The sequence below is a fragment of the Paraburkholderia gardini genome, from assembly GCF_907164575.1.
Taxonomy (GTDB): Bacteria; Pseudomonadota; Gammaproteobacteria; order Burkholderiales; family Burkholderiaceae; genus Paraburkholderia; species Paraburkholderia gardini.
In genome coordinates this window covers 15466-41625 of the sequence record NZ_CAJQYY010000025.1, presented here as the reverse complement: position 1 = coordinate 41625, position 26160 = coordinate 15466, and the positions used below count along the sequence as shown (strand labels likewise).

At 62.1% G+C, this 26160-nt stretch carries 20 protein-coding genes and 1 tRNA gene; 7 read left to right on the top strand and 14 right to left on the bottom strand.

Translation table 11 applies throughout. The features are described from left to right. Window positions 1-266 precede the first annotated feature (266 nt). The 3 genes from LPA34_RS19925 to LPA34_RS19910 all read left to right on the top strand — a co-directional run bounded on the left by LPA34_RS19925 (window position 267) and on the right by LPA34_RS19910 (window position 3686). Window positions 267-1058: a helix-turn-helix transcriptional regulator gene (locus tag LPA34_RS19925; protein WP_228981390.1), complete on the top strand. Its 792-nt coding sequence runs from the start codon at window positions 267-269 to the stop codon at window positions 1056-1058. Window positions 1059-1227: 169 nt separating this feature from the next. Beyond that, a complete protein-coding gene (locus tag LPA34_RS19920; RefSeq protein ID WP_228981389.1) occupies window positions 1228-2091 on the top strand; it encodes an acyl-homoserine-lactone synthase in 864 nt (287 codons plus the stop codon). A 1232-nt stretch (window positions 2092-3323) separates the two neighbouring features. Then, window positions 3324-3686 carry a hypothetical protein gene (locus LPA34_RS19910; RefSeq protein ID WP_228981387.1) on the top strand — a complete coding sequence of 121 codons (363 nt, stop codon included), beginning with the start codon at window positions 3324-3326 and terminating at the stop codon, window positions 3684-3686. Window positions 3687-4035: 349 nt separating this feature from the next. Here the strand turns inward: LPA34_RS19910 and LPA34_RS19905 are convergent. The 6 genes from LPA34_RS19905 to LPA34_RS19880 form a co-directional block, all read right to left on the bottom strand. Further along, window positions 4036-4123, bottom strand: a tRNA-Ile gene (locus LPA34_RS19905). 141 nt (window positions 4124-4264) lie between these two features. Continuing rightward, window positions 4265-6691, bottom strand: a complete 2427-nt coding sequence (gene rpoD / locus LPA34_RS19900; RefSeq protein WP_228981385.1) for an RNA polymerase sigma factor RpoD — start codon at window positions 6689-6691, stop codon at window positions 4265-4267. Between the two features lie 94 nt (window positions 6692-6785). Next, window positions 6786-8657: a DNA primase gene (dnaG, locus tag LPA34_RS19895; RefSeq protein WP_228981382.1), complete on the bottom strand. Its 1872-nt coding sequence runs from the start codon at window positions 8655-8657 to the stop codon at window positions 6786-6788. Between the two features lie 75 nt (window positions 8658-8732). Then, the gene (locus LPA34_RS19890) at window positions 8733-9179 is read right to left on the bottom strand and encodes a GatB/YqeY domain-containing protein (RefSeq protein WP_228981380.1); all 447 of its coding nucleotides are present in this window, start codon (window positions 9177-9179) and stop codon (window positions 8733-8735) included. Between the two features lie 254 nt (window positions 9180-9433). After that, a complete protein-coding gene (gene rpsU / locus LPA34_RS19885; protein WP_228981379.1) occupies window positions 9434-9646 on the bottom strand; it encodes a 30S ribosomal protein S21 in 213 nt (70 codons plus the stop codon). A gap of 68 nt (window positions 9647-9714) precedes the next feature. Further along, entirely contained in the window at window positions 9715-10932 is a 1218-nt protein-coding gene (locus LPA34_RS19880) for a BaiN/RdsA family NAD(P)/FAD-dependent oxidoreductase (RefSeq protein WP_228981378.1), read from the bottom strand. 110 nt (window positions 10933-11042) lie between these two features. Between LPA34_RS19880 and tsaD the strand changes: the two genes are divergently transcribed. Beyond that, the gene (tsaD, locus tag LPA34_RS19875) at window positions 11043-12068 is read left to right on the top strand and encodes a tRNA (adenosine(37)-N6)-threonylcarbamoyltransferase complex transferase subunit TsaD (protein ID WP_228981376.1); all 1026 of its coding nucleotides are present in this window, start codon (window positions 11043-11045) and stop codon (window positions 12066-12068) included. An 84-nt stretch (window positions 12069-12152) separates the two neighbouring features. Here tsaD and folE2 read toward each other — a convergent pair whose 3' ends face one another. The 4 genes from folE2 to LPA34_RS19855 form a co-directional block, all read right to left on the bottom strand. Continuing rightward, window positions 12153-12962 (bottom strand): GTP cyclohydrolase FolE2, encoded by an 810-nt coding sequence (folE2, locus tag LPA34_RS19870; RefSeq protein ID WP_228981374.1) that lies wholly within the window; start codon window positions 12960-12962, stop codon window positions 12153-12155. A gap of 134 nt (window positions 12963-13096) precedes the next feature. Next, window positions 13097-14995 carry a 1-deoxy-D-xylulose-5-phosphate synthase gene (gene dxs, locus LPA34_RS19865; RefSeq protein WP_228981371.1) on the bottom strand — a complete coding sequence of 633 codons (1899 nt, stop codon included), beginning with the start codon at window positions 14993-14995 and terminating at the stop codon, window positions 13097-13099. Between the two features lie 88 nt (window positions 14996-15083). Continuing rightward, window positions 15084-15965 (bottom strand): polyprenyl synthetase family protein, encoded by an 882-nt coding sequence (locus tag LPA34_RS19860; protein WP_228981369.1) that lies wholly within the window; start codon window positions 15963-15965, stop codon window positions 15084-15086. Beyond that, window positions 15962-16270 (bottom strand): exodeoxyribonuclease VII small subunit, encoded by a 309-nt coding sequence (locus tag LPA34_RS19855; protein WP_228875824.1) that lies wholly within the window; start codon window positions 16268-16270, stop codon window positions 15962-15964. Before LPA34_RS19855 ends, LPA34_RS19860 begins: the two co-directional genes overlap by 4 nt. A gap of 277 nt (window positions 16271-16547) precedes the next feature. On the opposite strand from LPA34_RS19855, the gene LPA34_RS19850 reads away from it, so the two are divergent. After that, window positions 16548-17654 carry an aromatic ring-hydroxylating oxygenase subunit alpha gene (locus tag LPA34_RS19850; RefSeq protein ID WP_228981367.1) on the top strand — a complete coding sequence of 369 codons (1107 nt, stop codon included), beginning with the start codon at window positions 16548-16550 and terminating at the stop codon, window positions 17652-17654. 25 nt (window positions 17655-17679) lie between these two features. Here the strand turns inward: LPA34_RS19850 and LPA34_RS19845 are convergent, their stop codons facing one another. The 4 genes from LPA34_RS19845 to LPA34_RS19830 all read right to left on the bottom strand — a co-directional run bounded on the left by LPA34_RS19845 (window position 17680) and on the right by LPA34_RS19830 (window position 24226). Beyond that, window positions 17680-20700 carry an FAD-binding and (Fe-S)-binding domain-containing protein gene (locus tag LPA34_RS19845; RefSeq protein WP_228981365.1) on the bottom strand — a complete coding sequence of 1007 codons (3021 nt, stop codon included), beginning with the start codon at window positions 20698-20700 and terminating at the stop codon, window positions 17680-17682. A 23-nt stretch (window positions 20701-20723) separates the two neighbouring features. Next, window positions 20724-21473, bottom strand: a complete 750-nt coding sequence (locus LPA34_RS19840; protein WP_228981363.1) for a 2-keto-4-pentenoate hydratase — start codon at window positions 21471-21473, stop codon at window positions 20724-20726. A gap of 14 nt (window positions 21474-21487) precedes the next feature. Then, window positions 21488-22774 carry an MFS transporter gene (locus LPA34_RS19835; RefSeq protein ID WP_228981362.1) on the bottom strand — a complete coding sequence of 429 codons (1287 nt, stop codon included), beginning with the start codon at window positions 22772-22774 and terminating at the stop codon, window positions 21488-21490. 231 nt (window positions 22775-23005) lie between these two features. Continuing rightward, window positions 23006-24226: a pyridoxal-phosphate-dependent aminotransferase family protein gene (locus LPA34_RS19830; protein WP_228981359.1), complete on the bottom strand. Its 1221-nt coding sequence runs from the start codon at window positions 24224-24226 to the stop codon at window positions 23006-23008. A gap of 162 nt (window positions 24227-24388) precedes the next feature. Between LPA34_RS19830 and LPA34_RS19825 the strand changes: the two genes are divergently transcribed. Both LPA34_RS19825 and LPA34_RS19820 read left to right on the top strand, forming a co-directional pair. Next, window positions 24389-25114 (top strand): GntR family transcriptional regulator, encoded by a 726-nt coding sequence (locus LPA34_RS19825; protein WP_228981357.1) that lies wholly within the window; start codon window positions 24389-24391, stop codon window positions 25112-25114. A 173-nt stretch (window positions 25115-25287) separates the two neighbouring features. Beyond that, window positions 25288-26157, top strand: a complete 870-nt coding sequence (locus LPA34_RS19820) for a sulfurtransferase (RefSeq protein WP_228981355.1) — start codon at window positions 25288-25290, stop codon at window positions 26155-26157. Window positions 26158-26160 lie beyond the last annotated feature (3 nt).

The window sequence follows — 26160 nt, the reverse complement described above, 5'->3', positions numbered from 1 at the left end:
AGCCCGTTATCCCAGGACGACCATTCAGTCGGCCGTCACGCAAGACGATGCGGCAGTCTCCAATCCGCTTACTATAATAAGTATGAAACGGTCGACGAATAAGGATCCGCTTACGTCCCGTCTACGAGTGAAAGCTGCGGCAGCAGCCCTCTGACTTGCCCCTTGCTCCCAGGGATAAACCCCGCATGAGTTGCATAGCCATCAGTGGCTATGTGCACCTCACGTGGCAACACCGGCCTGGACGCGGGGGCGTCGACGGGGTAGCGATGATGAACCATGTCCTTCCACGCCGTGCAAACGGGGAGTCGTCTGGTCTCCTGCCTGCAGGCAAGAGCCTGAAAGCGGCTGCGTTGACGCTGGCTATGCCTTTCGCATGCGCTGTCGACGTTCCATCGCTTGTTGACTCATTTGAAAGTGCAGTCCATGCGCTCGGTTTTCCCTACTATGTGATCAGCCGCGTTGCGCGCAGCGGCTCAAGCTCCGCTCCACGCACGGTCCTCGAGCTGATCTGCGCACAATACCCTGACGACTGGCTGCGGCACTACCAGCACCTGAACTACGCATCCACCGATCCTGTGCATCGGGCCGCGTTTGCACGCGCGGTACCCTACCGATGGCAGGACATCACGGGCATGAACAGGGCCGAACGCCGCGTGCTCGACGAAGCCAGAGACGCCGGGCTGCCTGGAGGGCTCAGCATCCCGGTTCATCAGCCCGGCGGCAGCATCCTTCTTTTCAGCCTGTCGGGTCCTCCGCACTCCGTCAACACTGCCATCGATTCCCGACTGGCCTACATCATCAGCACACAGTTCCATCTGGAACTGCAGCGCCTCGCCCCAATCCCTCGACGCAGGCCGGCCCACTTTCTTTCGCCGCGCCAGCGCGAATGCCTCGCATGGGTTGCCCAGGGCAAGACCTCGTGGGAGATCAGCCGCATCCTCAACCTCTCGCCCCATACCGTTGACTACCACATCGGCGAAGCGATGGAGCGCCTCAACGTCCACAGCCGCACGGCCGCCGCCGTGAATGCAACCGTGCAGGGCTTCGTGCAAATCTGAACCCCCGGTTCTCCGGCGCGACATCACCACAGTCACCGGCGCTGGTTACCGCCACCGGATCAGGCACACGCGTGCCTGCGTGCATGATGCAGCCCCCCCAAAAGCTACCAGTTTCTGGACCAGGTCAACCCTGATAGCTTGACCCCAATGCATCACGCGCGGGGGAGCCATGTCACACATCATCGCCGGCAGGCTGGATGACCTGCCATCGGATGTCCGTCACCATCTCGGGATCTTCCGGCACAAGGTCTTTATCCAGCGCCTGCACTGGGAGATACCCAGCGTGCCAGAGGATGCCACCAGCGAATGGGACGAGTTCGATGACGGCAGAACAGTCCATCTGGTTGCCCTTGCATCAGGCGAGGAGGTCTGCGGCTGTGCACGCCTGATGCCGACCACAGGCCCCTATCTGCTCAGGGATATCTTTCCGGCCCTTGCAGGTTCCAGTCCACCACCGGCATCGCCGTCGGTATGGGAACTGTCGCGATTCGCTGGATCGGGCATGACGGATCACCGGACCGGCACCGTGTCCGGCATGCCGTTGTTTCCTTATGCGTTGGCGCTCGTGGCATCGTTTGGTGCGACACGTGTGATCGGTGTGGTCTCGCGTTCCGTCGCCCGGCTCTACCGACGTTTCGGACTCGACCTACGGGACATCGCGGCAGGTGCTCCACCTCACCACCCCGAGTTCCTTGCCTGCACGATCGAACTCACATCTGCCACGTTTGCGAAGCTCCGATGTGACGCCGACGATCTCCTCGGATCGATTGCCTGGTTCGGAGACCGGTACTCCTGCAGTGCCCGGTCACGTCCTCTGGCCGAAGGACCCGGACCCCACCGCGCGTTCCCCGGCGTGGCTTCCTGCACCGCATTGGCAGACACACCTTCGACGATCGCGAGCGACCCGCTGCCCATGAACATCACCGCGCCGCCCCCGGGCGGCGGCAATGATGCCGGTTGTCCGCCTGCTTCACCCAATCCGGCCGGATCGCCGACGCGTATGTCTGCCCACTTCGTGAGGCCTCTCCATTAGGCTGTGCGCTCAGCCCCAGACGTGCATCGATTGCATGCGCAACGGTTGAAGACTTCGGCGGATGGTCGTGCCCGCAATCCGCCCAGAACGTGCACATCGCATCAAACAGGACTGACAGTATCGACGTCACGTACGGTAGCCGTACCGCCACACCACCGGGTGACACGTGGCGCCAGGACTGGCCTGATCGCGTCTCGACCGCCTCTGCCAGCATAATTATTCGCAATGAGTCGAGTTCGCGCTGCAGACGGTCCTCGACTGAATAGTGAACCGTCGCCGAATGCGCCAACACCTTGCGTAGCTCGCAGAGTTGCTGGTCCTTCAGCTGCACGCACCTGGTGAGCCGGCCGACTTCTGCCTCCGCCCGTTTCAGCCGCCCTTGCAGAGCGCCACAGGCCTGGAGCGGAGCGGGACAGTTTAGCCTGCCATCGCCCTTCCATGCGTTATCGTGTTCGTCCATCATGCTTCCGCCTCCAATGCACACGCGGGTGCGGTGCTGCGCAGGTCAGCGATGCGCGGAACCTGCCCCCTGTCCCGCCGTGCGCTGTCCGGCGAGGCCAGCGGGACGGAAATCCTGGTGCGCCGATACCAACAACGCGTGCGCGGTTAGATACGCCCACACATCTTTTTCGTATTTCTCAGACGAAAGGTCAACTAAGAAATCGCGCAGGGTATCAGCCGCTTATATTGCAACCCTTCTCGGCAACGAACGTGTGGGCCGCTGGTTGAGTGAACATCATCGCGAATTTGCGGCCCAACTCAATACCATCAGTAAAGAAGCGCAGGATGCGCACCCTACTTCGGCCTCAAGCGGTCCAAGGTCGAAGAGTTTTCGATGAAGCAACGGCAAAACTGCCTGACTTTGTTCCTGGCGGTGGTCAGTCGCCAATGAGGAAGTTGCGTCGCGCGTCACCCGCTCCAGGCGAAAGATCGCTTCACTTGGGCCTGGTTGTGTCGCCGTTACTGTCGACACCGGCAGCAATCGATGCGCGGGCAGTCGTTCAGAATCGGCAGGATTTTTCTGCTTGCAGTAAGCGAGCCGGTTCACAGATACGACGCGTCGTCGAGCCATTGGGAACGCAGGCTGTCCTTTCCTCGAACCCTTGCCAACGATGACTGCGGGGCCGGAAAGTCGCTTGCCGACTCGCGCCGGAATCGGACAGCCTGGGTGCCCCGCGAGGTCTGGCCTAGAATGACGTAATCGCGTTCACAATACGGTGGCTTTTCCGACTATGGACCGGCCTCTTAACCTCGATCTGCGCGCCCGCGCGGAGTTGCTCACCTATCTCGTTGCGTCGCACCTGCTCGTTCGGCAGATGACCGGGGACTGGTTATCTGTCGAGCACGTGGTTGAGTCGATGAAACTCTGGCTGTCGTCAAATGGAGGGGGCGCAGACCTGATGCAGCGTGTAAAACTCGGCAGTCATGCGCTCGACATGGCCAAACGCGTCGTCCAGACAAAACCCATCATGCTCGATCCTCTCACGGTGAAAGGCCTGTTCTGTGAGAACCTTCGGCTGGATTTTCGCTCACCTGCCGCGCGAGAGCTTTATCAGATGAGTCTGAATTTCCTGATCAACAAGTGGTGGCAGTGAGATCATGAGGCGCCGCGCAGCGCCCATATCCAGATCACGTATGGTCTTCGTCGCATGCTGGTTGACGGCGAACGACATATCAAATGCCAGCCCGAACGGCACGAATACAAGAACATCCAGCCGGACCGGACACTCATGTCGCCCGGTCCGGCTCCCGAAGTGGCGCTCGTCCGGCGCATGTACGAATGGTTCGCCCGGGACAAGCTGAGCGCCGCCGGTATAGCGACTTGTCGACACTGGCAAGGTGACGAAGTCCGTGGGAAACGGAGCTTGAGGCGAAGCGGTGACGCCAAGATGATAATGTTTGGCTTTGTGTCATAACTGCGGTTGAAAAAACCGCTGAAACCTTTGGTGGGCCGGGTCGGAGTCGAACCGACGATGTCCTTTCGGAGGCGGATTATGAGTCCGCTGCCTGCAACCAGCACGGCGTCCGGCCCAAGAAAAAGACCCGGTTTGAAGCCGGGCCTGATCGCTGATGTGGCCGACATGGTACACGAAAAAAGGGGCTTCCGGGACCGCCCTGCGTAGCGCAGAACGATCTGGAAACCCCTTCTCCGGCAGCAGCCAGCCGCTTCCGGTCAATTCCCTTCGAGGAACGACTTCAGCTTGTCCGAACGGCTCGGGTGACGGAGCTTTCTCAGCGCCTTCGCCTCGATCTGACGGATCCGTTCACGCGTCACGTCGAACTGCTTGCCGACTTCTTCGAGCGTGTGATCGGTGCTCATCTCGATACCGAAACGCATGCGCAGCACCTTCGCTTCGCGCGGCGTGAGGGAATCGAGCACGTCCTTCACGACGTCGCGCATGCTGGCGTGCAACGCTGCGTCAGCCGGTGCGACCGTGTTCGTATCCTCGATGAAGTCGCCCAGATGTGAATCGTCGTCGTCACCGATCGGCGTTTCCATCGAGATCGGCTCCTTCGCGATCTTCATGATCTTGCGGATCTTGTCTTCCGGCATCTCCATCTTTTCAGCCAGCGTCGCCGGATCCGGCTCAAGACCGGTTTCCTGCAGAATCTGACGCGAGATGCGGTTCATCTTGTTGATCGTTTCGATCATGTGAACCGGAATCCGGATCGTACGCGCCTGGTCCGCGATCGAACGCGTGATGGCCTGACGGATCCACCACGTCGCGTACGTCGAGAACTTGTAGCCGCGGCGATATTCGAACTTGTCCACCGCCTTCATCAAGCCGATGTTGCCTTCCTGGATCAGATCCAGGAACTGCAGGCCACGGTTCGTGTACTTCTTCGCAATCGAGATCACGAGACGCAGATTCGCCTCGGTCATTTCACGCTTCGCCTGACGTGCCTTCAGTTCGCCCGCCGCCATCTGACGGTTGGTTTCCTTCAGGTCCTTCAACGGCAGCACGACACGCGCCTGCAAATCGAGCAGACGTTGCTGCTGTTCGCGGATCGCCGGAATGTTACGCGTGAGGATCGCGCTGTACGCGTGACCTTCGCCGACGATCTTTTCCGACCATTCGAGGTCCGTCTCATTGCCCGGGAAACGCGCGATGAACTCGGCGCGCGGCATGCCGCACTTGTCGACCACCGTGTGCAGGATCTGACGCTCGACCTGACGCACTTCATCCACCTGCGCGCGCAGCGTGTCGCACAGACGCTCGACAGTACGCGCCGTGAAGCGGATCATCATCAGCTCGTTCTGGATCGTCTCCTGAGCCTTCAGATACGCCTTCGACTTGTAGCCTTCCTTCTCGAACGCACGACGCATCTTGTCGAACCATTCGCTGATCGACGCGAATTTTTCGAGCGACGCGCGCTTCAATGCTTCGAGCTGCGCCGCGTTGGCCGTAGCCTGCGCGGTGCCGTCGTCCTCTTCTTCTTCCCCGGCTTCCTCTTCGGCTTCCTCTTCTTCAGCCTCGATCGCTTCCGCTTCCTTCTCGGAGAAGCCATCCGCATCTTCCGCGGCGGCATCGATCAGACCGTCGACGAGTTCGTCGATGCGGATTTCCTCGTTCGCAACACGCTCGGCCATCGCGAGGATGTCGGCAATCGTCGTCGGGCATGCGGAGATGGCCATCACCATATGCTTCAGGCCGTCCTCGATGCGCTTCGCGATTTCGATTTCGCCTTCGCGCGTCAGCAGCTCGACCGTACCCATTTCGCGCATGTACATGCGGACCGGGTCGGTCGTGCGGCCGAATTCGGAGTCGACAGTGGAAAGCGCGACTTCGGCTTCTTCCTCGACTTCATCGTCCGACGAAGCCGCCGGCGCGTTGTCGTTCAGGAGCAGCGTTTCAGCATCGGGCGCCTGCTCGTACACCGCCACGCCCATATCGTTGAACGTGCTGATGATGCCTTCGATCGCTTCCGTCTCGGCGAAGTTGTCCGGGAGGTGATCGTTGATTTCTGCGTACGTCAGGAAGCCGCGTTCCTTGCCGAGCTTGATCAGCGCGCGCAGTTTCGCGCGACGCTCCTCGAGCTCTTCGGCGGTGCCCGGCTGCGTGGACGCAAACGCATCTTTCAGCAGCGCTTTTTCCTTTGCGCGACGGTCGCGTGCCTTGACCTTTTCGACTTTGCCCGGAACGACCGGCGCTGCTGCGGCCTCTGCGTTCTGGGTTGCGTCGTCATCGACGGATACTTCGTTCAGCTTTTTCGTCATGGAGTTCGCCATACCGGCTGTAGTCTCGACTCGCGGCTGCTGGACAACAGCCGTTTGAACCGTGGATACTGGAGTCTCGCGCACTGCCGCAGTGTCCTGCGCGGCAGCCGCTTCCCTGGTGCTTCTGGAACCCGGTCGCTTCGTTGCTGGCTGCGTGGCTTTTGAGGCTTTCGTGGCGCCAGCCACGTTAGCTACAGATGCCGCAACCGGCGCCGCTCGCGCGGCAGAAGTGGGCGAGGATCTTTTCCCAGGAGGAGGCGCGACGCTCGTGGCAGACGTTTTTTTCGCGGAAGAAGAAGCAGACCTGGCCTGCGTGACCTTTCTGGTCGGCTCCTCGGAGCCTTTGCCCGTCGCTTTCTTTCCGCCTGTAGTCTTTACCATCGCAATTCGCCCTCTTGCCTGGAAAACAAACAAAAACTGCAAACAAACTGCTGGGAACCTTTTATTATAGCACCTCAGGTTCCAGCACCCTCCGTTAGAGCCCGAGCTGACGTTTCATGTCCGCCCGCTTCCGGTTCAGATCGGTGTATTCAGCCAGCTCTTCCGGCGTATGTCGCGACTGCCGCGACAACTGGTCGAGCCGCGCGCTGTACGCGTCATAGCTCATCCTGAAGATCGCCGCCTTCAGTTCCTCGCCGACAATCCGCTCCTGCTCGCGACGTTCCTCAGCGACCGTTTCGTCCTCAGGATTCTTCAGCAGCAGGTCACGCACGTTTTCATCATAGTCCAGAATTTCGCGGAAAATTTCTTCGAAAGTCGGGGCATTGGCGCTGTTTCTGAGCAGATCCGACAGCAACTGAAACTCGGCCGATTCGCCCAGCGCACGCGCATGGGTCGTCACCTCTTCGAACAGTTCGCCGTGACGCGTCACCGTCAGCAGCGCCTGCTCAGCGTCTTCGTCCAGCACCGCGACAATGCGCGGGTGCATCACCAGATTGCGCAGCGCCCGCTGTTCGATTCCGGTCACGCTACGACGATCCTTGCGCGGCGGCGCGGCGCGCGACGCCGCGGCAATCCGCGCATCGACCTCGCAGAGCGCGGCCACTTCGTCGAACGGCACGTCGAGCCGGTCGGCGAACATATGCATGATCTGGGCGCGCAGCGCGTTCGCCGGCAGCGCCTGTAACAGCGGCTTGGCGTCGAAGAGCGCACGCGCCTTGCCTTCCGGCTGATCCAGCTCCTTGCCGGTCAGCACTTCGTTCAGCATGAACTGCGACAGCGGCATCGCCCGGGCAACCTGCTCCGAGAAACCCTCGGTGCCGAACTCGCGCACATAGCTGTCCGGATCGTGCTCCGCCGGCAGGAACAGGAAGCGGATCGTGCGGTTGTCGGCCGCGTGCGGCAAGCAGGCGTCCAGCGCGCGCCGCGCGGCGCGGCGGCCGGCTGAATCGCCGTCGAAGCTGAAGATCACCGTATCCGTCTGGCGCATCAGTTTCTGCACATGCACCGGCGTACATGCCGTTCCGAGGGTCGCAACCGCGTTCTGGAATCCCAGCTGCGCCAGCGCGACGACATCCATATACCCTTCGACCACCAGCACGTACTGTTGCTCGCGGATGGCGAGGCGCGCCTCAAAGAGGCCGTACAGCTCGCTGCCCTTGTTAAATAGAGGCGTTTCCGGCGAATTCAAATATTTGGGCTCGCCACTGTCCAGCACGCGGCCGCCAAAGCCGATCACCTGCCCCTTGACGTTGCGGATCGGGAACATGATCCGCTCGCGAAAGCGGTCATAACGGCGGTTCTGACCCTGTGCATCGGCCTTTTCGCTGACGATCACGAGCCCGGACTCGACGAGCGAATCGTCCCGGTAATCGGGGAACGCCGATTCGAGGTTCTGCCAGCCTTCCGGCGCGTAGCCGAGCCCGAAACGGGCCGCGATTTCGCCGGTCAGGCCGCGCTTTTTCAGGTATTGAATGGCGTTGGGCGCGCCACGCAGCTGCTTGCGGTAAAAGTCGCACGCGACCTGCATCACGTCGGACAGCGCGATGGTGACGGCTTTCGACACCGCCGGCGCATAACCTTCACCACCGCCGCCTCCGCCGCGCATCGGCGATGGTTCCTGCGGCACCGTGAGGCCAACCGATTGCGCCAGCTCGTTCACCGCCTCCGGGAACGTCAGCCCGGCATGCTCGATCAGGAAGCCGATCGCAGTGCCGTGCGCACCGCAACCGAAGCAGTGATAAAACTGCTTAGTCGGGCTAACGGTAAACGAAGGACTCTTTTCGTTGTGAAACGGGCACAGTCCCATGAAATTCGCGCCGCCCTTCTTCAACTGCACGAAACGACCGACCACGTCGACGATATCGACGCGGTTCAGCAGATCCTGCAGGAACGCGTGTGGAATCACAGTGGAAAGGCGGCCTCGAATGACATGAAAGTCCGGCGGCAAGCCGGCGCGGCTTGCCGGGGTACGAACGGGGTATTACTTCGCGAGTGCTGCCTTGACAAGCCCGGACACGGCCGTCATGTCCGCGCGGCCAGCGAGCTTCGGCTTGAGCACGCCCATCACCTTGCCCATGTCCTGCGGGCCGGCGGCGCCCGTCTGCGCGACCGCGGCCTGTACTTCAGCGGCGACTTCAGCATCAGACAATTGCTGCGGCATGTAGGCGGCCAGCACCGTGAGTTCGGCCGCTTCCTTGTCGACGAGGTCGGTACGCCCAGCCGCTTCGAACTGGCTGATCGAGTCCTTGCGCTGCTTGATCATCTTGTCGATTACGACCGTGATCGCCGTATCGTCGAGCGTTATGCGCTCGTCGACTTCGCGCTGCTTGATCGCGGCAAGCAGCAGGCGGATCGTGCCGAGACGCTCGGTCTCGCGCGCCCGCATGGCGGCTTTCATGTCGTCGTTGATCTGGTCCTTGAGACTCATCACTCACCTGAATGCGTTGGATTTAAACAAGCCTGATGAACAAGCCCTGAAAACGGTCCGGCAAGACGCATGCGTCAAGACAAAAACCCGCTTGGGACACCTTCCTCAAGCGGGTTGTCGCGAATTCGCGTAATGGATGCGGCCTCACCGGTGCGGCCTCGCGGCCTGGGTTTTTTCCGCTCGCGACGACATCGACTGGATGCCATCACCGGTTGCCCGCCACTGAGCTCAAAGCGACTGCGGCGAACAGGGAATCAGTAAAGCTTTTTGGGCAGCATCTGGCTGCGCAGACGTTTGAAGTGCCGTTTGACCGCGGACGCCTTCATGCGCTTGCGCTCTGCCGTTGGCTTTTCGTAAAACTCGCGCGCGCGAAGTTCGGTCAGGAGGCCGTTCTTCTCGATCGTGCGCTTGAAGCGGCGCATGGCGACTTCGAAGGGCTCGTTATCTTTTACGCGGATAGTCGTCATTTTTCAATAACGGAGCTTTGCAAAGGTTTGAAATTATAGCAGACGTTTCGCACAAAGACACCGCGCCGTCAAGCCCCCAAAACCTGCTCCGCGGCCGCCTGACCTGCCGCAACACCCGACGCCCACGCCCACTGGAAGTTGTAGCCGCCGAGCCAGCCCGTGACGTCGACGGCCTCGCCGATGAAGTACAACCCGGGCACACGCGCGCTCATCATCGTCGAAGAGGACAGTTCGCGCGTGTCGATACCGCCGCGGGTGACTTCAGCCTTGCGATAGCCTTCGGTGCCATTCGGAGTGAGCGTCCAGCGCGAAAGCGCCTCACCGATCCGGCGCAGCGTCCTGTCCGGCAGATCGGCAACGCGCGCCTCAGCTGGAATCGCGTGCGTTTCCAGCCACACGTGCGCGAGACGCGTCGGCACCCACTCGGCGAGCAGGTTCGCGATCTGCCGCTTCGTGCCGGTCTTGGCCTCCAGAAGCGCCGTCGTGGCGTCACGGTCTGGAAGCAGGTTCAGGTGGATCGGCTCACCCGGTTGCCAGTAACTCGAAATCTGCAGGACCCCCGGCCCGGACAGCCCGCGATGGGTGAGCAGCAGATCTTCGACGAACTCACCTCCTGTCTTTTTGCCGCCGGTCGTCAGCTGGACTTCCAGCGAAACGCCCGATAGCGCCGAAAACGGCACCCAGTCGTCAGCGGCGAACGTCAGCGGCACGAGCGCCGGGCGTGTATCGATCAGCTTGTGGCCGAACTGCTTCGCGAGGCGGTAGGCAAAGTCAGTCGCACCGATTTTCGGAATCGACAACCCGCCGGTCGCCACCACGACGGCACGCGTCTGGATCGGCCCGGCGTGGGTGTCGAGCGTGAAACCGCTGGCGGCGTCGTGTCGCACCTGCTCGACGGCGAGCGGACGGCGCCACGCGACATTGCCGGCGTCGCATTCGTGCTTGAGTACATCGATGACCGCTTCGCTCGACTGGTCGCAGAAGAGCTGGCCCTTGTGCTTCTCGTGCCACGTGACGCGATGGCGCTTGAGAAGCGCCATGAAATCGCGCGGCGTGTAGCGCGCAAGCGCCGAGCGGCAGAAATGCGGATTCGCCGACAGGTAATTGCCCGGCCCGGCGTACAGGTTCGTGAAATTGCAGCGGCCGCCGCCAGAAATGCGGATTTTTTCCGCGAGGCGCGGCGCGTGGTCGATCAGCACCACACGCCGGCCGAGTTGCCCGGCCACCGCCGCGCACATCATGCCCGCCGCGCCCGCGCCGATGACCGCAATATCGAAGGATTCCATGGCGCGCATTGTACCTGCCGCCCTTCGCTCCCCTGCCGCCACTGCTATACTTTCAGGCTCCCCTTACGGTTTCGGCCGCCTTCGCGGCGCCCGTCCAGCCCCCCAAAATCATGCTCGTTCTCGGCATCGAAAGCTCCTGCGACGAAACCGGTCTCGCGCTCTATGACACAGAGCGCGGCCTGCTCGCGCACGCGCTGCACTCGCAGATCGCAATGCATCGCGAATACGGCGGCGTGGTGCCGGAACTGGCCTCGCGCGACCACATCCGCCGCGCGCTGCCGCTGCTCGAAGAGGTCCTCGAACGGGCCGGCACGGCGCGCACCGAAATCGACGCGATCGCGTATACACAGGGGCCGGGGCTCGCCGGCGCGCTGCTTGTCGGCGCGAGCATCGCCAACGCGCTCGCGATGGCGTGGGACCGTCCGACGATCGGCATCCACCATCTCGAGGGGCACCTGCTCTCGCCGCTGCTGGTCGACGCGCCGCCGCCGTTTCCGTTCGTCGCGCTGCTGGTGTCGGGCGGACATACGCAGCTGATGCGCGTGACCGACGTCGGCGAATACGAAACGCTTGGCGAGACGCTCGACGATGCCGCCGGCGAAGCCTTCGACAAAACGGCGAAACTGCTCGGCCTCGGGTATCCGGGCGGCCCGGAAGTGTCGCGGATGGCGGAGTTCGGCACGCCGGGGGCGGTCACGCTGCCACGCCCGATGCTGCATTCCGGCGACCTCGATTTCAGTTTCAGCGGCCTGAAAACCGCAGTGCTGACACAGACGAAAAAGCTCGGCGGCAACGTCTGCGAGCAGGCGAAAGCGGACCTCGCGCGCGGATTTGTCGATGCGGCCGTCGACGTGCTCGCGGCGAAATCACTGGCGGCGCTCAGGCAGACGAAGCTCAAGCGGCTGGTCGTGGCAGGCGGCGTCGGCGCGAACCGGCAGTTGCGCGAGGCACTTTCAGGTGCCGCGCAAAAGCGCGGCTTCGAAGTGCACTATCCCGATCTCGCGCTATGCACGGATAACGGCGCGATGATTGCGCTCGCGGGCGCGCTGCGTCTGCAGCGCTGGCCGGAGCAGGCAGGCAAGGATTACGCGTTCACGGTGAAGCCGCGATGGGATCTGTCGTCGCTGGCCCGCTAGCATCGAAGCTTACGACCGGACCGACATCACAAACAGTAACGGCCGCATCAGCGGCCGTTCTGTCATTCAACGCAGGCGCAATCCTTATCGCGCGGTGCGCTTGTCGTTCTCGATCAACGCGTACGCGCTGTGATTGTGGATCGACTCGAAGTTCTCGGCTTCGAGCACATACGCGACGATCCGCGAATCCGCGTTCAGACGCTGCGCCACATCGCGCACCAGGTCCTCGACGAACTTCGGGTTCTCGTAGGCACGCTCGGTCACGAACTTCTCGTCGGGGCGCTTCAGCAGGCCCCACAGCTCGCACGACGCTTCTTCTTCGGCGATACGGATCAGGTCTTCCACCGGCACGTCGTCCGCGAGCTCGACGTTGATCGTCACGTGCGAGCGCTGGTTATGCGCGCCGTACTGCGAGATTTTCTTCGAGCACGGGCACAGGCTCGTAACCGGCACCAGCACCTTCAGGAACAGACGCGTCGCGCCATCGCGCGTGTCGCCAGTCAGCGTCACATCGTAATCGAGCAGGCTTTCGACACCGGAAACAGGCGCGATCTTGTTCACGAAGTACGGAAACGACACCTCGATACGCCCGGCTTCGGCTTCGAGTTTTTCCAGCATCGCCGTCAGCATCGCGCGGAACGTGGCCGTATCGAGCGGCGCCCTGTTCTCTTCGAGCAGCGCGACGAAGCGCGACATGTGCGTGCCCTTTACTTCGGCGGGCAGATGAACGTCGAGGCTCCACGTGCCGATCGTCGGCTGGGCGTCGCCGCGCGGCGTGCGCACGGTGAGCGGATGACGTACCGCCTTCACACCCACGCGCTGGATCGCGATCTGGCGTGTATCGACGGTGCTCTGCACGTCGGGCATCACGAAAGCGGGATTCATCTGGTTCATGTTGTTGTCCTCGCTGGCTGCGCGTGTCGATTCGCGCAACCGCATACGCCGGCATGCCGCCGACGCTGCGCGACGGGCCACGCGGCCCGCCGGTTCGTCTGAAGAGAAATTGCCGTCTCAGGACGGCCGCGGCATCACGCGACGCGTTTAACCGACTTGCCGGCAGCGTGATCCAGGAAGCGTTCACGGATCGATTTCGCGATGCCCGCGGCGTCCAGACCGCATTGTGACAGGAGCTTCGCCGGATCGCCGTGGTCGATGAAACGGTCAGGCAGGCCCAATTGTAGAACGGGCCTGATAACCCCGCTCTCCAGGAGGGCTTCCACGCAGGCCGAACCCGCGCCGCCCATCACACAGCCTTCCTCGACCGTGACGATGGCATCGTGCGTTTCGGCGAGCTTGCGAACCAGTTCGGCGTCGAGCGGCTTCACGAAGCGCATGTTCGCGACGGTGGCGTCGATCTGTTCGGCAGCCGCGAGCGAAGGCGCGACCATCGTGCCGAACGCCAGAATCGCAATGCGCTTGCCCGCCGGCTGCGACGTCTCGCGACGAATTTCGCCCTTGCCGAGCGGAATCGCCGCCATCTGTTTGATCGTCGCCACGCCCGTGCCCGCGCCGCGCGGATAACGCACGGCCGTCGGATTCGGCTGTTGCAGCGCCGTGTACAGCATCTGCCGGCATTCGTTTTCGTCCGAGGCCGCCATCACCGTCATGTTCGGAATGCAGCGCATGAACGCGAGGTCGTACGCGCCCGCGTGCGTCGCGCCATCGGCGCCGACGAGACCCGCGCGATCGATCGCGAACACCACCGGCAGGTTCTGCAGCGCGACATCGTGGATCAGCTGGTCGTACGCGCGCTGGAGGAACGTCGAATAGATCGCGACGACCGGCTTCATGCCGTCAGCGGCCAGACCGCCCGCGAACGTCACTGCATGCTGTTCCGCGATGCCGACGTCGAAATAACGATCCGGGAAGCGCTTCTCGAACTCCACCATGCCCGAGCCTTCGCGCATGGCCGGCGTGATGCCGACGACGCGCGCATCGAGTTCGGCCGCATCGCACAGCCACTCGCCGAAGACCTGCGTGTAGGTCTTTTTCGCGGGCGTGGCGGACGGCTTGATGCCCTCCGCCGGATTGAACTTGCCCGGGCCGTGATACAGCACCGGATCCGCTTCGGCGAGCTTGTAGCCCTGGCCTTTCTTCGTCACGACGTGCAGGAATTGCGGGCCGCGCAGTTCCTTGATGTTCTGCAGCGTCGGGATCAGCGAATCGAGATCGTGACCGTCGATCGGGCCGATGTAGTTGAAACCGAATTCCTCGAAGAGCGTCGCCGGCACGATCATGCCCTTCGCGTGTTCCTCGAGCTTGCGGGCGAGATCGAGCATCGGCGGCGCGACCCGCAGCACACGTTCGACGCCCGCACGTGCGGCCGCGTAGAAGCGGCCCGACATCAGACGCGCCAGATGGCGGTTCAGCGCGCCGACCGGCGGCGAAATCGACATGTCGTTGTCGTTCAGGATGACGAGCAGCGGCACGTCGTCCTCGACGCCCGCATTGTTCATCGCCTCGAACGCCATGCCGGCCGTCATCGCGCCGTCGCCGATCACGGCGATGCCCGTGCGGTTTTCACCCTTCAGCTTGCTCGCGATCGCCATGCCGAGCGCAGCCGAAATCGACGTGCTGGAATGCGCCGTGCCGAACGTGTCGTATTCTGACTCGTCGCGCTTCGGGAAACCCGAAATGCCGCCCTGCTGACGCAGCGAATGCATCTGGTCGCGGCGACCCGTCAGGATCTTGTGCGGATACGTTTGATGGCCGACGTCCCAGACGATGCGGTCGCGCGGCGTGTCGAATACGTAATGCAGCGCGATTGTCAGTTCGACCGTCCCGAGATTGGACGACAGGTGGCCGCCCGTCTGCGAGACGCTGTCGAGCACGAAGGCACGCAACTCGTCCGCGAGCGGTTGCAATTGGCGGCGATCGAGGCGGCGCAGGGCTGCCGGGTCGTCGATGGTTTTCAGCAAGTCGTACATCGTCGTTCCAGTGTAGGAAAACTTACGCGCCCGCACTTCGTTACGCGCACCCGGTGTGAATCGTGCGCGGCGGCGGGCTTTCGCGTTTTTAACTCACCCGGTCGACGACCAGGTCAGCGAGCTCGGCCAGACGCTGCGCACGCGAGCCAAACGGCGCGAGTGCGTTGTGCGCGTCCGTGCGCAGCTGTGCGGCAAGCGCACGCGACGCGTCGAGCCCGATAATCGACACGTAGGTCGGCTTGCCGTCCTTCGCGTCCTTACCGGCGGTTTTGCCGAGCGTGGCGGAATCGGTCGTCACATCGAGAATGTCATCGACGACCTGAAACGCCAGGCCCACGGCTGCTGCATACACATCCAGCGAATTCATTGCGTCCGCCGAAGGCGTCGTGCCCGCCAGCGCGCCCATGCGCACCGAGGCGCGCAGCAGTGCGCCCGTCTTCATGCGGTGCATCGTTTCGAGCTGCGTGCGCGTGAGCGTATGGCCGACGCTCGCCAGATCGATCGCCTGGCCGCCGGCCATGCCGGTCGAGCCGCTCGCGAGCGCCAGTTCGCGCACGAGCGCCGCCTGTTGAAGAGGCGCCAGCACGGCGTCCGTCAGCGTGACGAAAGCCTGCGACTGCAATGCATCGCCGACCAGCAGTGCCGTCGGGTCGTCATACTGGACGTGTACCGTCGGCTTGCCGCGACGCAGCGCATCGTCGTCCATGCACGGCATGTCGTCGTGCACGAGCGAATAGACGTGAATCATTTCGAGCGCGCACGCCGCCGCATCGAGGCATTCGGCACGCGCATCCGTCAGTTCGCCGGCCGCATGCACGAGCAGCGGACGCACCCGCTTGCCGCCGCCCAGCACGGCATAGCGCATCGCTTCGTGAAGCGTGGCGGGTTCGGTCGTTTGTGCCGGCAGGTAATGATCGAGTGCCGTCTCGACGCGGTCGAGTACCGAGCGCATCCATTGTTCGAAAGTCATAGGTCGTCTCCGCTCTCCCCAGCGGCTGTGCCTGCGGCGTTCGTCGGCAGGGGCTTGAGCGTCTCGCCATCGAGAACGCGAACCTGCTGCTCGACCTTTTCCAGTTGTTGCTGGCAGAAGGCCACGAGCGCCGCGCCGCGCCGGTAGGCGGACAGCGATTCCTCGAGGCTCAGACTGCCGCCTTCCATGCGCCCGACAAGGCCTTCGAGTTCCGCCACCGCCGCCTCGTAGTTTTCGGGCAGCGGCACGCCGCTTGCGTCCTGCGCGGATGCTGCAGCGGTGTCGTTCGGTGCGGTCTTCGCCATGAGTCGTCGCAAAATTAAAACAAGTCGGACATTCTACGGCAAAAGCGCAAAACCCAACCCGGTCGTGGTCGCACGTCGACTAGCCGACAGCTTGCACCCGATAGAAAAAAACCGGTCGATTGCACGGCAAAATCGGGGGCTTTCGTAACAATTTTGACCCAAATCAGGCACTTAAGCGCCCCCCCGAAAGGGGAAACAGGTATAATTGCGGGCTCCCTAAATCGAATCTTCGATGGTTGGGTTGTTCACTGCTTTCACGTTTTCATCGGGAGTGGGAATGTCCAATCTGAGCAATGCATTGCAGCTAAAGTCTGTTCACAGCCAGCTGCCAGTCACGGCTTACTTTGACGAAGCGCTGCTTACGCGCGAAATCGACACCCTTTTCAGGAAAGGTCCTCGTTACATCGGCCACGATCTCATGGTGCCCGAAGCGGGGAATTATTTTGCCTTGCCGAGCGAGAGCGAGGGGCGTGTGCTCGTCCGTAACCAGCAGTCGCAGGTCGAACTGCTGTCGAACGTGTGCCGTCACCGCCAGGCGATCATGCTCAACGGCCGCGGGCAGACGCAGAACATCGTCTGCCCGCTGCATCGCTGGACGTATGACCTGAACGGTCAACTCCTCGGCGCCCCTCATTTCGCCGACAACCCCTGCCTGAATCTCGGCGCCACGCCGCTGCAAAACTGGCAGGGCCTGCTGTTCGAGTCGCAGGGGCGCAACGTCGCGAACGATCTGGCCGGGCTCGGCACGAAGCAGCATTTCGACTTTTCGGGCTTCATGTTCGATCACGTCGAAGTCCACGAATGCAACTACAACTGGAAGACCTTCATCGAGGTCTATCTGGAGGATTACCACGTCGCGCCGTTCCATCCGGGCCTCGGCAGCTTCGTCTCGTGCGACGACCTGACGTGGGAATTCGGCGAGTGGTACAGCGTGCAGACGGTCGGCGTCCACAAGGGTCTGGAACAGCCGGGCAGCCCGACGTACCGCAAGTGGCACGACGAAGTGCTGCGCTTTCGCAACGGCACGCCGCCGGAATTCGGTGCGATCTGGATGGTGTACTACCCGGGGATCATGATCGAGTGGTATCCGCATGTGCTGGTCGTATCGTGGCTGATTCCGCGCGGACCGCAGAAAACGACGAACGTCGTCGAGTTCTATTACCCTGAGGAAATCGCGCTCTTCGAGCGGGAATTCGTCGAAGCCGAACGCGCCGCCTATATGGAAACGGCTCGCGAAGACGACGAAATCGCCGAACGGATGGACGCCGGGCGTCGTGCGCTGATGGAGCGTGGCGAATCGCAGGTCGGCCCGTATCAGAGCCCGATGGAAGATGGCATGCAGCACTTCCACGAATTTCTGCGCCGCGAACTCGGCACGATCTGAAGAGCGGCAGGGCGGCGCCCTGCCCTCACTCCAACGCCATCGCCAGCACTCGCGCCACATGGATCGCATCAACGCCCGCGCCATCGTGGATCTGATGCCGGCAACTCGTGCCGTCCGCGACCATCACCGTATTGCCGTCGATCTTGCGCACCGCGGGCAGCAGTGACAGTTCCGCCATCGCTTGAGACGTCGCGTAGTGCTCCGCCTCGTAGCCGAAGCTGCCTGCCATGCCGCAGCACGACGATTCGACCGTCGACACATTCAGTTCGGGAATCCAGTTCAGTACGGTTTGCACGGGCGTGAACGCGTCGAAGGCTTTTTGATGGCAGTGGCCGTGCACGAGCGCCTGCCGCTTTGCCAACGGCTTCAACGCAAGCTGCAGACGGCCGGCTTTTTCTTCCCGCACCAGAAACTCTTCGAATAGAAAAGCCTGCTTCGAAAGCCGCTCAGCTTCCTCGCCGAAACCGTAATGGAGAAACTCGTCGCGCAACGATAGCAAACACGACGGCTCCAGTCCGACAACAGGTACGCCGCGCTCCACGAACGGCTTGAACAGATCGAGCATGCGCCGCGCTTCCTGCTTCGCTTCGTCGACCAGACCCGCAGCGAGGAACGTGCGACCACAACACACCGGCCGCTCGCCCTGTCGCGTGTTGAAGTGCACCGTGTAACCGGCCGCTTCCAGTACCTGCTGCCCGGCGCGCGCGTTTTCCGGCTCCATGTTGTTGTTGAACGTATCGACGAACAACAGCACTTCTCTCAGCGCACCGCCTTGAGCCAGTTTGCCCGCCACGGCGCCAGACAGAAACGATTTCCTGAAACGCGGCAACGTGCGTTCAGGCGCAAAGCCCACCGCGCGCTTCAACCACGCCGACAGCACCGGCACGTTGTCGGCCAGCGCCATCAACCCCGGCACGCGGCTCGCCGTTGCCGCATAGCGCGGCATGAAGGCCACCAGCCTGTCGCGCAGACCCAGGCCGTGGCTTTTGACGCGTGCCGCCCGCGCCTCGATCTTGAACCTGGCCATGTCGACGCCCGTCGGACAATCGCGCTTGCAGCCCTTGCATGAGACGCACAGATCGAGCGTGTCCTTGACCTCGTCGCTGGCGAGGCCCGCTTCGCCAAGCTGGCCGGAAATCGCCAGACGCAAGGTGTTCGCGCGCCCTCGCGTCACATGTTGTTCGTCCTTTGTCACGCGATAGCTCGGGCACATGGTGCCCGCGTCGAACTTGCGGCAATGGCCGTTGTTATTGCACATCTCGACAGCTTTCGCGAGCCCGCCTGACAGATCGTTGCCGCTGCCCGGCAGCGTCTCCTGCCCCGTCAACGGATCGCGTTCGACGTTCCATGCGGACCAGTCGAGCGCGGTCTCGATCCGAAGCACGTTGTAGCCCGGCGCAAAGCGGAAATTGCGCGCGTCGTCCATCTTCGGCGGACGCACGATCCTGTCGGGATTGAAGCGGTTATCCGGATCGAACAGTGCCTTGATCTCGCTAAACGCCTGATTCAGACGCGGCCCGTATTGCCACGCGACCCATTCGCCCCGGCACAAGCCGTCGCCGTGTTCGCCCGAATAGGCCCCCTTGTATTCGCGCACCAACGCAGCGGCTTCCTCGGCGATCGCGCGCATCTTGAGCGCGCCGTCGCGCCGCATATCGAGAATTGGCCGCACGTGCAGCGTGCCAACGCTCGCATGGGCATACCAGGTGCCTTCCGTGCCGTTCCGGTGGAACACCTCGGTCAGGCGGCTCGTGTATTCCGCCAGATGCTCGAGCGGCACCGCGCAGTCTTCGATGAAGGAGACCGGCTTGCCGTCGCCCTTCATGCTCATCATGATGTTCAAGCCCGCTTTACGGACTTCCCACAACGCTTTTTGTTCGTTCGCGGCAGGCATCTCGACGACCGAATCGGGCAAACCGAGGTCAGCCATCAGTTCGGTGAGCTGCCTGAGCGACGCGAGTTGCGCATCGCGGTCCTCGCCAGCAAATTCCACCAGCAGGATTGCTTGCGGTCGACCGACCAGCGCTTTCCCGATCACGGGACGGAAGGCGGGATTGTCCATCGCCAGATCGATCATGGTGCGATCGACCAGTTCCACCGCTACCGGCTTCAGCTTGACGACATGCTGCGTCAGATCCATCGCCTGCCAGAATGTCGGAAAGTTCACTACGCCTAGCGTTTTGTGCGTGGGCAGCGGCACGAGCTTCAGCGTCAATTGCCGGCTGAATGCAAGCGTGCCTTCGGAGCCGACCAGCAGATGGGCAAGATTGGCGATGCCGTCGTCGGTATAGGCGCGCGGGTTCTGGCAATCGAACAGGTCGATGTTGTAGCCCGCTACCCGACGCAAGACCTTTGGCACGCGCGCCGCGATTTCATCGCGCTCGCGCTGGGCAATCTGCTTCACGCCCTCGAATATCTGCTGCAGGCGTGCGCCTTGTGGCGCCTCGCGCAGCGAGGCAAAACGTGCTTCACTGCCATCGGCGAGAATCGCGTCGATGGCTTCGACGTTGTGAACCATGTTGCCGTATTCGATCGAGCGCGAGCCGCACGAATTGTTGCCCGCCATCCCGCCGATCGTGCATTGCGCGGCCGTCGAGACATCGACCGGAAACCACAGACCATGCGGCTTCAGCCATGCGTTCAGATGGTCCAGCACGATGCCCGGTTCAACCGTCACGGTGCACGCGTCAGCATCGAATGCAACGATGTTGTTCAGCCATTTGCTGGTATCGATTACCAGCGCCTCGCCGACCGTCTGCCCGCATTGGCTCGTGCCCGCGCCGCGCGCAAGCAGCGGCACTTTCTCGCTGCGCGCAATTTCCAGTGCGATGCGCAGATCGTCCTGATCTCGTGGCACCACCACGCCGATCGGGGTGATCTGATAGATCGACGCATCGGTCGCGTAACGGCCGCGGCTCGCGGCGTCGAATAACACGTCGCCACGCAAGGACTTGCGCAGATGCTGCGCGAGTGGCGTCGTCAGGCGCGCGGTGGAAGGAACCAGATGGATCGGCTTGACGAGTAAAGCGGAAGTGGGGTTCGTCATATCGTCGGTCTATGAGAAAGCGGCTAGTACAGCGTCAGGCTGACCAGCGGAAGGCCATCAATGCGTCCGCTCGCCGTGCCCGCGCTCCGCGGAAAAAACATTCCCGTGTACGAGCCAGTGGTGACGACCATCTCCGGCGTCACCGCGATACCACGCGACGTGGCGTGATTGACGAGCCATGTCAGCAGGCGCCGCGGATCACCGGCTGGATTGGCAGGTGTTGCCTTGACCACATCCTCCCCCTCGAAACTGAATTGCAACGACGGCGCTACAAACGGAAAGTCTTCCCGATACGGCGTAAATTCACCGACGATCAGCGCACCGTTGTTCTGCAGATCCGCCAGTTGCGCCAGCTTGTCGACGTTGGGCCACGCTGCATAACGGCTTGCCACGATCTCGATGGTCGCGCCGAACGAGCCGATGCCCGCGTGCACTTCCGCTTCGCTATAAGGTGTTGTCGAAGGCTCGAAGCGGCGACCGAAACGAAATGCGATCTCCAGTTCGAGCCCCAATGGCGCAAAAGCTTCGCGCGGTAGCCGTGCGCCATCGGCATGCAGATCGGGGGCAGGCAAAGGTGCCCCCTGAACCGGCCCGCTGTCCGACTTCGCGCCGATCTTCCAGCCGCCGACCGGCGCACCCAGTTCGCGCAGGATTGCGTGCTGGATCGCGTAGGCTGCGGCGCTGTCAGTGGGCGTTTGCTCCAGCGGCAACGCATTGAGCGTCAGGTGATTGCTGCGCGCCTCGGCGAGGCGTTGACTCAAAATTGTCGTCATGTTCTGCATGGCGTTTACGCACCTGCTCCCGTCGCGATGTGCGCTTTGTCGCCCACGTCGCGCTCGAACCTGCTTTCCGGCTGCATGCGGAACGCAAGCACCACGCCAATCGCCATCAACAACATGCTGCCGGCGAACGGCAATTGCCAGTTGCCGAAGTAGTCGATCAGAAATCCGCCGACCACCGGCGAGATGATCGCGGCCAACGCCGAGCCGGTGTTCATCATGCCGCTCGCGGTGCCCGAGTATTCCGGCGCGATGTCCATCGGGATCGCCCACATCGGACCGATCGTCATTTCGGCAAAGAAGAAGCCTGACGCGAGACACGTCATCGACAGATACAGGTTATGCGTGAACATCAACGGAATGAGCGAGAGCAGACAGAACAGCATGCACGCCGACACCATCCAGCTACGTGCGCGCTTCAGGCTGCGGGTACGTCTGAAGATCCAGTCGGTCACGATACCGCCGAGCGTGTCGCCGATCACACCGGCAAAAAACACGACCGATGCGAAGATCGCCGACTTTTTCAGTTCCAGGTGATAGCTGTGCAGGAAGTACTGGGGAATCCAGCTGAGGAACAGCCACAACGTCCAGCCGTAGCAGAAGTACACGATCGTGACCGGCCACATGCGGCGAAACAGTTTTCCCCACGGCACGTTGGTCGCTTTCGGCTTCGGCGGGGGCAAGACTTCGAGTTCCCCGGTCGTGATGCGCGGATGATCTTTCGGATGTTCGGTGAACGTGAACGACCACACCGCCACCCACAGCAGGCTAAACACGCCGCAGATATAGAACGATTCGCGCCAGCCCCAGGTCGCCATCACCAGCACGATCAGGCCGGGTGCAACCGCATTACCGATACGCGACGCCGCGTGTGTGATGCCCTGCGCGAAGCCACGCTTTTCTTTCGCGACCCAGCGCGCCATCGCGGAGGTCGCGGCCGGAAACGTGGCGCCTTCGCCGAAGCCGAGCAGCACGCGTGCGGCCAGCAACGAGACCAGCCCACCTGCAAGGCCGGTCAGCAAAGTCGCAACGCCCCAGATAGCGCCGCAAAAAATCAGCGTGCGCTTCGCACCGAAACGGTCACTGACCCAGCCACCGATGATCTGAAAAATCAGATACGGATACGCGAAGGCCGAAAACACCAGGCCCACTTCCGTATGCGAGAGCCCGAACTCCTTGCCGAAACCTGCCGCCGCGGTGCTGACGTTGACGCGGTCAAGGTAAGTGATGAAGTACATGATGCATAGCATCACTAGAACAATACTGGTCGCACTGCTTACACGAAACCGCTTCATCGTCTCTCTCCATTGCAGTCTGTCGACGGCGCGCCAGGAATGGCGCGCTGCGTCGTCGCCCGTCAGCGGCATACGCTGCGGGGACATTGCATGTTGCTGATGAGCCGCGTTCTATGCGCGGCTTCGTGAGAGAAGCGCTCTCTGCCTTCCCTCGCTGCGAGATGCCTGCTGCGTCGCTGCACGTCATTGAGTCATTGCGCTGATGCACCAGGCGCCGACGCGCTGAAACATTCAAGCCGCCGCTTTCAGCCCCGAGGCCTGCGTCGGCTCGCTCAACCACGCCATGGCGGCAGGCAGGCCGCTTTCCTTGAGCGGCACACCCGCGAGCTGCAGGCCCATTTCGCAACCGGCGAGCGTCGCCAGCAGCATCAGGTCGTTGCAGTCGCCCAGGTGGCCGATGCGGAACATGCGTCCTTTCATCTTGCCGAGGCCTGTGCCGAGCGACATGTCGAAGCGTTCATAGATGACCTTGCGCACCGCATCGGCATCGATTCCCTCGGGCATCATCACGCCGGTCAGCACAGGGCTATACACAGCCGGATCGGCACACTGAATCTCAAGACCCCATGCCCGCACCGCACGGCGGGTCGCTTCAGCGAGACGCGCGTGACGGGCGAACACGTTCTCGAGCCCTTCGCCGAGAATCATCTCCAGCGCCTCGTTGAGCCCGTATAGCAGATTCGTGTTCGGCGTGTACGGCCAGTAGCCGGTCTTGTTCATCTCGACGATGTCGCTCCAGTCCCAGAAACTGCGCGGCAGTCTGGCCTCTTTGCTGGCGGCGAACGCCTTTGGCGAGATTGCGTTGAAGCTGATGCCGGGCGGCAGCATCAAACCTTTTTGCGAGCCCGACACGGTGACGTCGACGCCCCATTCGTCGTGGCGATAGTCGGCGCAGGCGAGGCCCGAAATCGTGTCGACCAGCAGCAGCGCTGGATGGCCGGCGGCGTCGATCGCGCGGCGCACGGCGGCGATGTCCGAGGTGACGCCCGTGGACGTCTCGTTGTGCACGACGCATACCGCCCTGATCGCGTGCTGCGTGTCGGCGCGCAGACGCTCCTCGATCATTTGCGGCTGAACCCCACGCCGCCAGCCCTCGATACCGGGCAGGCCGAGAAACTCAGGCTTCAGCCCGAGACTTTCCGCCATCTTTTTCCACAGCGTCGCGAAGTGCCCGGTTTCGAACATCAGCACGTGGTCGCCGGGACTCAGCGTGTTCGACAACGCCGCTTCCCATGCACCGGTGCCGGAGGCCGGATAGATCACCACCGGTTGCTGCGTCTTGAAGATTTTCTTGATGCCTTCCAGCACCTTCAGACCGAGTTCGCCGAACTCGGGCCCGCGGTGATCGATAGTCGGGTAGCTCATCGCCCGGAGAATGCGATCGGGCACCGGACTCGGACCCGGGATCTGCAGAAAGTGACGGCCAGCGGGGTGAAAGTCTAGCTTGAGCATCTGTTTTCTCCTTTTGAATTTTGAATTCAAAAAACTATATCAGAGGAAAGGCGGCATTCCCAAGCCGAAAATTGGCTGCTGAGACCGGTGTTTACCCTCGCTATTAACTAATCTGCGCGCTTCCGATAAAATCCTGACTCATACGATGTTGAGGATTTTTGTATGCAAAATTCGAATTTCGACGTAGGTGTGGTCACTTCTCCGCTCATGCCAAAGGTCGAGCGCCAGCGCCTGCACGACACGGTGGTGGAGCACATTCGCCGCTTTATCGTCGAAGGGGTACTTGAACCGGGCAAGAAACTGAACGAGCGCGAGCTATGCGAAACGCTTGGGATTTCGCGCACGCCGTTGCGAGAAGCGCTGAAGGTGCTGGCTGCGGAAGGGCTGATCGAGATTTCGCCGAATCGAGGTGCGTCGGTATCGAAGATGTCGGTAGCGGAGTTGCGCGAGACCTTCGAATTGATGAGTGGTCTTGAAGCTTTTTCCGGAGAGCTGGCGGCAGAGCGGATGACGGCTGCCGAGCTTGCCGAGATCAAGGCGCTGCATTACGCGATGCTCGCCTGTCGCACGCAGAACGATCTGGCTGGCTACTACAGCCGCAACCAGGCAATTCACGACAAGATCAATGAAGCAGCACGGAATTCAGCACTGCGGCAAACGTACGTCGCCGTTAACCGGCGCTTGCAGGCGTTGAGATTCCGGTCGAATTTTCAGATCCCCAAGTGGGATAGCGCGATTCACGATCACGATGAGATGTTGAAAGCGCTCGAGGCGAGGGATGGGAAGAAGCTGAGCGCGATTCTCCGGCAGCATTTGCTCGACAAGCGGGATGCGGTTTTGCAGGTGCAATCGCGCGAAGAGATGGCTGCTTCGCCGCTGAAGGCTTAAGCGGTCTTTTGCCTTGGGCGGCGGCATGGATTGTGCGCTTGCGGCTCCAGAAACGGGAGAGCTGGGCGAATTAAGTATGCCGGAAACACCCCATATGATTTCGGCCCGTCTTTTTTTGTTTAGACTGGAAACGTCAGCCGGCCGCGCCGGAAACGCCAGTCTCAGGAGTCGTCATGCCGCACACTCACTACACCACGCTCATTTCCGCCACGAATCTTGCGGAACGGCTCGCTGCCGCGCCGGACAGCGTGCTGGCCTTCGATTGCCGTTTCGATCTCGCCGATACGGCCGCGGGCGAAACGGCCTGGGCTAAAGAACACATTCCCGGCGCGCAGTATCTGCATCTCGATCGTGACCTGTCCGGGCCAAAAACGGGTTCAAACGGACGCCATCCGTTGCCTGATCGCGCGAAGTTCATCGAAACGCTGGTTGCGTACGGGCTCACGAACGGCAAGCAGGTGGTCGCATACGACGCTCAGGGCGGCATGTATGCCGCCCGTTTGTGGTGGCTGCTGCGCTGGGTCGGGCACGATTCGGTCGCGGTACTCGACGGCGGCCTGGACGCCTGGCAGGCGGCGGGCCAGCCGCTCACGAAGGACGCACCGGCCAAAACGAAGGGCAACTTCACACCTGGCGCGCCGCTGTCGGTGACTACCGACACGCAGGCGATCCAGCGCAATCTGACCACGCATGAACTGATGGTGGTCGACGCCCGCGCGCCCGACCGGTATCGCGGCGAAAACGAAACAATCGACCCTGTCGGCGGCCACATTCCGGGCGCGCTGAACCGCTTCTTCAAGGACAATCTCACCGCCGACGGCCGCTTCAAGCCGGCGCATTCACTGCGCGAGGAATTCGGCGCGCTGCTGTCCACGACGGCGCCCGACCGCGTCGTGGTGCAATGCGGCTCAGGTGTGACGGCCTGTCACAATCTGCTGGCGATGGAAATCGCCGGGTTGCACGGCGCGTCGCTGTATGGTGGGTCATGGAGCGAGTGGGTTGCCGACCCGTCGCGTCCGGTAGCAACGGGCCCGAATCCTTAGGCA